General features: G+C 47.8%; 6 protein-coding genes. 3 read left to right on the top strand and 3 right to left on the bottom strand.

Translation table 11 applies throughout. The annotated features are described in order from the left end of the window. A partial coding sequence (locus AC4MRN_RS05335; RefSeq protein ID WP_491202699.1) for a LysR family transcriptional regulator occupies positions 1-357 on the bottom strand: 357 nt, incomplete at its 3' end. A 136-nt stretch (positions 358-493) separates the two neighbouring features. On the opposite strand from AC4MRN_RS05335, the gene gcvT reads away from it, so the two are divergent. From gcvT to gcvP, 3 genes are all read left to right on the top strand, one after another. Further along, positions 494-1,588 carry a glycine cleavage system aminomethyltransferase GcvT gene (gcvT, locus tag AC4MRN_RS05330; RefSeq protein WP_370167063.1) on the top strand — a complete coding sequence of 365 codons (1,095 nt, stop codon included), beginning with the start codon at positions 494-496 and terminating at the stop codon, positions 1,586-1,588. Between the two features lie 29 nt (positions 1,589-1,617). Then, positions 1,618-2,013, top strand: a complete 396-nt coding sequence (gene gcvH, locus AC4MRN_RS05325; protein WP_073319681.1) for a glycine cleavage system protein GcvH — start codon at positions 1,618-1,620, stop codon at positions 2,011-2,013. Between the two features lie 132 nt (positions 2,014-2,145). Further along, positions 2,146-5,043: an aminomethyl-transferring glycine dehydrogenase gene (gene gcvP, locus AC4MRN_RS05320; RefSeq protein WP_491202698.1), complete on the top strand. Its 2,898-nt coding sequence runs from the start codon at positions 2,146-2,148 to the stop codon at positions 5,041-5,043. A gap of 403 nt (positions 5,044-5,446) precedes the next feature. Here the strand turns inward: gcvP and AC4MRN_RS05315 are convergent, their stop codons facing one another. Both AC4MRN_RS05315 and AC4MRN_RS05310 read right to left on the bottom strand, forming a co-directional pair. After that, the gene (locus AC4MRN_RS05315) at positions 5,447-5,746 is read right to left on the bottom strand and encodes a hypothetical protein (protein WP_491202697.1); all 300 of its coding nucleotides are present in this window, start codon (positions 5,744-5,746) and stop codon (positions 5,447-5,449) included. Beyond that, a partial coding sequence (locus tag AC4MRN_RS05310) for a hypothetical protein (protein WP_491202696.1) occupies positions 5,736-5,967 on the bottom strand: 232 nt, incomplete at its 5' end. The genes AC4MRN_RS05315 and AC4MRN_RS05310, both read right to left, overlap by 11 nt.

The following is a 5,967-nucleotide window of genomic DNA, read 5'->3' as shown; positions in this document are numbered from 1 at the left end:
CGGGTAGCGTTTCGAAAACTCGCCGATTAAACCGGGCAACAGGGTAGATGCAAACTCATTGGGAATACCTAAACGCAGTCGGCCGCGCAATGGGGTAGGGTCGACACTTCTGAAAATAGCATCGTTAAGCGCCAGTAATTCTTTGGCCTTGGGGTACAACCAGTTGCCGTCGGCACTCGGCAGGTGCCGCTGACCTACTTTTGTGAACAACTTTTTGCCCAACTGTTCTTCCAGTTTTTTGATTTGCAGGCTGATGGCGGGCTGCGACCGACCCAGCCATTCGCCCGCTTTGGCGTAGCCTCCGAGCTCGATAACACCCACAAACGTGCGCAAATTGTCTAAGGATAACTGCTTCATAAAGATTAGAAATGCTGATGCTAAGGTTTGTTTATATAAGTATTTTAAATGTATGGATAAGAATTTCCAATTTGTTGTGTCGAAAATGCCTCCCTATACTTTTTACTCAATACGATTCATAACCTGAGTGACAACTATGACAAGCACAACGGCACAACGCACAGCGTTATATAACAAGCATCTGGAATCAGGTGCCAAGATGGTCGACTTTCATGGCTGGGACATGCCATTGCATTACGGCTCACAAATCGAAGAGCACCATGCAGTGCGTCGCGATGCCGGGATGTTCGACGTATCGCACATGACCATTGTGGATGTCACAGGTGCTCAGGCCAAAGCCTACCTACGTCATTTGTTAGCCAATGACGTAGAAAAGCTGCAAGACAAAGGCAAAGCGCTATACAGCGGCATGCTTAACGAACAGGGCGGCGTAGTTGACGACCTGATTGTGTATCACTTCGACGCGACAAACTATCGCATGGTAGTTAACTCGGCGACCCGTGAAAAAGACATGAACTGGTTGATGAGCCAGGCCGAAGGCTTTGACGTAACCATTACCGAGCGTCCTGAGTTTGCGATGATTGCCGTACAGGGCCCGAATGCCAAAGAAAAGGCCGCGAAGGTGTTTTCTACTGCGCAAAACGAAGCGGTTGAAGGTATGAAGCCGTTCTTCGGCGTACAGGCAGAAGACCTGTTCATCGCGACCACAGGTTATACCGGAGAAGCCGGTTACGAAATCATGGTGCCGGTAGAAAAAGCCCCTGAATTGTGGCAGCAACTGCTGGACCAAGGTGTTCAACCAAGTGGTCTGGGTGCGCGTGACACATTACGCCTGGAAGCAGGTATGAACCTGTATGGTCAGGACATGGATGAAACCATTTCTCCGCTTGAAGCCAACATGGGCTGGACTATTACCTGGGAACCCAGCGACCGCAAATTTGTGGGTCGTGACGTCCTCGAAGCGCAGCGTGCTGCTGGCACCAAAAAGCTGGTGGGCCTGGTAATGAAAGAAAAAGGCGTATTGCGCGCTGGCCTGAAAGTAAAAACCGAAGAAGGTGAAGAAGGCATTATTACTTCTGGTACTTTCTCTCCAACATTGGGCCACGCCGTTGCCATGGCGCGTATTCCTGCGACTAACAGCAGCACCGTTGAGGTGGAAATGCGCAAAAAGTGGGTTAAAGTAGAAGTGGTTAAGCCCAGCTTTGTCCGCAATGGTAAAAGTGTTTTATAAACGAATTTAGAAAAGAGCAGGAACATCTCATGAGTAATATCCCTTCAGATTTACGTTATGCATCATCACACGAGTGGGTTCGTCCGGAAGGCGATGGCGTTTATACCATTGGCATCACCGAGCACGCTCAGGAACTTTTAGGTGACATGGTATTTGTTGAGCTGCCAGACGTTGGCGACCAAATCAGTGCAGGCGACGACGTTGCCGTTGCTGAGTCGGTTAAAGCCGCTTCTGACGTGTACGCACCAATCACCGGTGAAGTACTGGCGGTAAACGAAGACCTGGAAGACTCACCTGAACTGGTTAACTCTGACCCGTACGGTGATGGCTGGATGTTTAAGGTTAAAGCTGAAGACGAAGCTGAAATCGCTGAATTACTGGATGCTGAAGCTTACGGCAGCAGCATTGAAGAAGACGAAGACTAATTCGACGCCTTCGATTGCGTGTCAACCTGCAGGTTATGCAGCAACTCAAATCCCGATGTTGCTGTTTAGCCTGAAGGGGCGCTAAGCCCTGAGTTGAATCCCCCCAACCCATTGCAAATGCTTAACACTATTATGTCTAATGCTTCAATTTCACTGGCTCAGTTAGAGCAAAAAAATGCCTTCGTTCGTCGCCACATTGGTCCGGGTGAAGATGAAATTCAATCCATGCTGGAAATAGTAGGCGCGTCGTCGTTAGACGATTTGATGTCGCAAACCGTTCCAAAAGGAATTTGCCTGGACAAACCTATTGAGGTGGGTGAGGGCGCTACGGAAGTTGAGGCGCTAGCCGCATTAAAAGCGACTGCAGCGAAGAACGAGGTCTATCGTTCTTTTATTGGTATGGGTTACTACGACACCCACGTGCCGAATGTGATCCTGCGCAACGTGCTGGAAAATCCGGGTTGGTACACAGCGTACACACCTTACCAGCCAGAAATTGCCCAAGGCCGTTTGGAAGCCATTCTGAACTTCCAGCAAGTGACCATTGATTTAACCGGTCTGGAATTAGCGTCAGCATCATTGCTTGACGAAGGTACCGCTGCGGCAGAAGCCATGGCACTGGCCAAGCGTGTATCTAAAAACAAGAAAGCAAACCTGTTCTTCGTGGCTGATGACGTTCACCCACAAACACTGGACGTAGTTGAAACCCGCGCTGAAATGTTCGGTTTTGGTATCATTACTGGTCCTGCTGAACAGGCCGCTGAGCACGACGTATTCGGTGCTTTGTTGCAATACCCCGGCACAACCGGCGAAGTAAAAGACCTGTCTGAGGTCATTGCTGCTGTACAAGCCAAAAAAGGGATTGTGGCCGTTGCCGCTGATCTGATGAGCCTGATCATGCTGAAGTCGCCGGGTGAACTGGGTGCTGACGTAGCACTGGGTAGTGCACAGCGCTTTGGTGTTCCAATGGGATACGGTGGCCCGCACGCTGCATTCTTTGCAACTCGCGACGCGTACAAGCGTTCTTTGCCAGGCCGAATCATTGGTGTAAGTAAAGACACCCGTGGTCGTCAGGCTCTGCGTATGGCGCTGCAAACCCGTGAACAGCATATCCGTCGTGAGAAAGCTAACTCCAACATCTGTACTGCACAGGTGTTACTGGCCAATATGGCGTCTTTCTACGCGGTATATCACGGCCCGGAAGGCTTAAAAACCATTGCGAACCGCATTCACCGTTTTGCTGACATTCTGGCAACCGGTTTAACGCAAAAAGGACTGGCGCTGAAGCACGCCACCTACTTCGATACCGTTACTGTTCAGGTTAGCGACAAAGACGCTGTTCTGGCAGCCGCGGCAGCAAAAGGTATGAACCTGCGTAGCGATCTTGAAGGCGCAGTCGGTATCGCACTGGACGAAACCACAACGCGTGCTGATATCCTGAATCTGTTCAGCGTATTGCTGGGCGATGACCACGGTTTAACCATTGAAAATCTTGATGCCGAAGTCACAACACAGGGCAGCCACTCAATTCCGGCCGAACTGGTTCGTACCAGCGAATTCTTAAAGCACGACGTATTTAACAGCTATCAGTCTGAAACTGAAATGCTGCGTTACATCAAGAGCTTGGAAGACAAAGACTTAGCGCTGAATCATTCGATGATTTCGCTGGGCTCTTGCACCATGAAACTGAACGCCACAGCCGAAATGATCCCGGTTACCTGGCCTGAGTTTGGTCAGTTGCACCCGTTTGCACCGCTTGACCAGGCGCAGGGTTATCAGGAAATGATTCAGGAACTGAGCGACTGGCTGATCAATATTACCGGTTACGATGCGCTGTCTATGCAACCTAACTCAGGTGCACAGGGCGAATACGCCGGCTTGCTGGCAATCCAGCGCTACCACGAAAGCCGTGGTGAAGGTCACCGTAATGTGTGCCTTATCCCAAGCTCTGCACACGGTACTAACCCGGCATCTGCGCAAATGGTTAGCCTGAAAGTGGTTGTGGTTGCCTGTGATAAAAACGGTAACGTTGACCTGGCAGACCTTCGCAAGAAAGCCGAAGAAGTGGGCGACAACCTGTCTTGTGCCATGATCACGTACCCGTCTACTCACGGTGTATACGAAGAAACAGTTCGCGAAATCTGTGACATCGTGCATCAGTACGGTGGTCAGGTTTACATGGACGGCGCAAACATGAACGCGCAGGTGGGCATTACTGCACCTGGCTTTATTGGTTCAGACGTGTCGCACCTTAACCTGCACAAAACCTTCTGTATTCCACACGGCGGTGGTGGCCCGGGTATGGGACCCATTGGTGTTAAAGCGCACCTGGCACCATTCCTGTCTAACCACACTGTGGTGAATATTGACGGTGCGGGCAAAGACTGTGGCGCCGTGTCGGCTGCACCATGGGGAAGTGCCTCAATTCTGCCTATCAGCTACATGTACATCAAAATGATGGGCAGTGCCGGACTGCGCAAAGCAACCGAAGTGGCCATTCTGAATGCCAACTACGTAGCGAAGTGCCTGGAAGGACATTACCCGGTACTCTACAAAGGCCGTAACGGTCGTGTTGCACACGAATGTATTATCGACCTGCGCCCGCTGAAAGAAGCGTCTGGTGTGTCTGAACTGGATATCGCCAAGCGTTTGAATGACTACGGTTTCCATGCGCCAACCATGAGCTTCCCGGTAGCGGGTACACTGATGATTGAGCCAACTGAATCTGAGTCAAAATTTGAATTGGATCGCTTTGTAGAAGCCATGGTTCACATTCGCGAAGAAATCGCTAAAGTGGAAAGCGGCGAGTGGGATGCAACGGACAACCCGCTGCACAATGCGCCTCATACCCTGGCTGACATTTGTGATAACGACTGGAACCGCAGCTATGACCGCACCACAGCGGCCTACCCGGTACCAACCGTTGCACGCAACAAGTTCTGGCCAAGCGTAAACCGTATCGACGACGTCTACGGCGATCGCAATCTGATTTGTAGCTGCCCAACACTGGATAGTTATATTGAGGAGTGACATAATGCGGTCATGTAATTAAGTTGGTTAACGATTTAATTTAGATGGTTATCTTAATTAAGTTGGTTAATTCAACCTAAGTACAAAATTGAAAAGCGGATCTTAATGATCCGCTTTTTTATTACATCTACCGTTCCGATTTATATTAAATAGATTAACAAACTCACTTAATGAGATTTGATGGCTCACATTTTTATAGCAGAATTTGTTTTTAGGATTTAAATATTCGCTTTTAATATAAAAATGAGCATGGACTATAGAAGAGGCGTGGCTTTCTTTGAGTAACTTTATATATTCATTAACTTCTTCTAAGTTGCAAATATCAGGTACGACTACCAAAACATCAATATCATTAAAATCAGGCGATGTAAGGTATGAGCCGAATAGATAAAACTCGATATCATTAACTTCCATATATGTCTAAGAATTTACCGAACGGCATCACTTCTATTTGCAATGATCTACCATGTGTTATTCCTTCTCTTGTTGCTTTGCACCAAGTAGTTGGGAAAGCCACTATATCCGCACCTTTCTTTGATGCATTAATTACTACATCCACTGTTATTTCGTATTCATTGGTTGTAGGACAATATACTTTCAAGTTGCTACCTTGGTATTCGAACTCACCGACATTTTTATCTATTACTTTGAATTTAGTCTTACCTATCAATTGTTTCCTAAGCCAGTAAATACTAGTGCTCATTTTTTATTTCTCCTTCTAATCTGATAGATTCATTTTTAATATTTGTCTTCCATTCTGGCTTGTATTTGTACTTTGAATACATTTCATTTGGGGTATCATCATATTCACAAAATGCCGAACAGTGATAAAACAGCTCTTTTAGGTAGCTTTTGCTTTCGGCTTCTGATTGTATCCAGTGTTTTTGAATTAGTTGCCTAATAAGTATTAAGTTTGGTTTTACA

Source organism: Marisediminitalea sp., assembly GCF_984433645.1.
The sequence above is the reverse complement of the archived record's forward strand: the minus strand, read 5'-3'. Positions and strand labels throughout refer to the sequence as shown.